Below are 2,539 nucleotides of genomic sequence, written 5' to 3'. Positions count from 1 at the left end.
TCGCCGCAGCTTTACGTTCGCGAAGGCCGCCGGATGAAGGGCATGTATGTGGTCAGCCAAAACGATATTCTAGTCGATCAACAGAAAGAAGATCCGATCGTGGTTTCCTCGTTTCCAATCGACTCGCACGATTGCCAACGGGTTGCGTTGCGCGACGGGGGCGTGGTCAACGAAGGGACGATTTTCCCCGTGCGGATGAAGGGGAAACGACACGGTTATCCGTACCACATTCCCTATCGTGCGATATTGCCTGTGCCGAGCGAATGCTCGAACCTATTGGTGCCGGTGGCACTTTCATGCACCCATGTCGCCATTTCATCGATTCGGGTTGAGCCGACTTGGATGATTCTTGGTCAGAGCGCCGGGATCGCTGCGGCGATGGCGGCCGACAAAGAGGTGGCGGTTCAGGAACTCCATTATCCCGAACTACGTGAGCGGCTGGTGAGACAAAAACAGGTGCTGGAAATCCCTGAGGGAATTTTTGATCAAGACACTGTGGATCTGTCCAAGCTGGAGGGGATTGTGTTGGATGATGAAGCGGCTCAGCTGAGCGGTGTCTGGAAGCACTCGACGAATTTCTCGCCCCATGTCGGCCGCGGTTACGTGCATGATGACAAGATCGCCGATGGCGGTTCGAAAGCCACGTTTCGCTTAACCGTACCCAAGTCGGGCAAGTACGAACTGCGAATGGCTTATTCGGCCCATCCGACGCGTGCCACCAACGTGCCCGTCATCGTGACCAGTGATTCGACGGAAGCGAAGTTCAGTGTCGACCAAACTCAAACGCTGCCCGCAGGCGAATTGTTCCGCTCGATCGGTGTCGCGGATCTCAGCGACGCTGGCGAGACCGTCATCTCGGTAACCAACACCGGCACCGATGGGTTCGTCATCTTGGACGCACTGCAATTGGTGCCATTGGCAAATACGAAGTAAAGATCGTTATCGAGCAACGACAAGACGATTGTCGATTTGTTCGACATGCAGCACGTGTCGAATCAATTCCTGAGCGGTTTGCTTCATGTGGAACGAGGGCACTTCGCCACTGAGAATCAGGACGCCTTCGTGAAAGCGACAGTGAACGTTTCGGAGGGACGAATAGGGGCAAGTGCGAAACAGTTCGTTAGCCTTGAGGGCCACGTCCAACGAGATCACGGAGGGCAATTCGGGGGAGTGGGAGGAAGAGGCAGTTGTTTGAATCATTACGGGAATCCGTAGGGAGATAGGATCGAAACCGACGACATGAATATTGAAAGCAATCCGATGATTGCATTTGCGGATGCGTGCCAGATCCTTAGGGCAGCCAATAAAGAATTCGCGTGGCGATGCTCGTCAGTTTGGAGTGCCATCGTCTGACGAGGGTAGCGACTTCCTGTCGATACGTTTTGATGTTCACCTTCTCGTTATTCAACTCTAGCGGCATCCCGCCATCGGTCAAGAACGATTGTGAGAAATGCGATTAGGCGTTCACGTGGTCCGTCGCGTTGGTTGCGGACAAAGATTCGTGCGGAGGCGGAGAGACGACTTCGTTTTCCAGAAGCACGCGGGCGATTCGTCGCGTCAGTGTGTTGATCCGTTTAAGGTTCTCGATGATATCCGTTTCCACTTTGAACGAAGCGAGCCGATTCGGTTCGTAGGCCACCAGTCGCTGGGCCAAGTGAAACGCGGCCTTCTCGGCAATTTTGTTGACTTCGGTTTTGCTTTCCGCTGCATCACGGGCTGCGTCGAAATCTCGCTCTCGAAGCGCCATGATCAACCGATCAAATGCCCAACAGACCTGCTTGTGCACCGTGCTTAGCACCTCGATCGTCCCGGGGCTGACAGCCACATTGGACTGGATTCGCTTGGTCGCGTCGGTCAGCACGTTGTTCTCAACGACATCCCCGACATTCTCCATGTAATTAGCGACGCCGATGTAGCGATAGAGCTGGGTGGATTGAGGATCCAGGATATTCTTTTGTGAAAGCCTGGCCAGGAACGTGATGATTTCGCCGTGCAGATGGTCCACATCGGCGACCCGCTCGCGAAGCCGGACGATGTCTCGACGATTGCCTTGCGTTGCCACTGCAAGCGATTGTTTCAACAGACTCTGATTCAATTCGCCTAGACGCACGAGTTCACGATGCACTTGGTCAAGTGCCAAGGCAGGATGTTCGAGAAACATTGCATCAAGATAGATTGCGTCGATTCCTTTGGGCTGCTCACGTTCGGGCACCATGCGATTGACCAATTTGGCCAGCGGCCCGGTGAACCCAATGAACAACAACGTATTCACCACGTTAAAAACCGTATGCGCGTTGGCGATTTGACGAGGTGTATCCGCGGCCAACCGCGCGACGCCGTGCAAGTCATTGGCGGTCGGCGAAATCATACGCACGATCTGCGCAAATTCGGGGATAAAGAACATCCACAACAACACGCCGCCGACGTTAAAGAGAACGTGGATCCAGGCGGCTTGCACCGCTTCACGCGGTCGGCCGAATGCGGACAAGATTGCGGTCACACAGGTTCCGATATTGGCGCCAAAAATCAATCCGATTCC

Annotated in this window: 3 protein-coding genes; 1 reads left to right on the top strand and 2 read right to left on the bottom strand. The window is 54.5% G+C overall.

Annotated features, from left to right (window positions below):
- The coding region (locus ABX962_RS34535) for an FAD-dependent oxidoreductase (protein ID WP_372726202.1) at positions 1-933 on the top strand (933 nt) is incomplete at its 5' end.
- Positions 934-939: 6 nt separating this feature from the next.
- On the opposite strand, the gene ABX962_RS34530 is transcribed toward ABX962_RS34535, so the two are convergent.
- Both ABX962_RS34530 and ABX962_RS34525 read right to left on the bottom strand, forming a co-directional pair.
- A complete protein-coding gene (locus ABX962_RS34530; protein WP_372726201.1) occupies positions 940-1,200 on the bottom strand; it encodes a BON domain-containing protein in 261 nt (86 codons plus the stop codon).
- Positions 1,201-1,456: 256 nt separating this feature from the next.
- Positions 1,457-2,539, bottom strand: a 1,083-nt coding sequence (locus ABX962_RS34525) for a Na/Pi cotransporter family protein (protein WP_372726200.1), incomplete at its 5' end; no start/stop codon positions are given.

This window comes from Novipirellula sp. (assembly GCF_041583735.1).
Taxonomy (GTDB): Bacteria; Planctomycetota; Planctomycetia; order Pirellulales; family Pirellulaceae; genus Novipirellula.
Note: the sequence above shows the minus strand (reverse complement) of the source record. Positions and strands in the feature narration are given on the sequence as shown.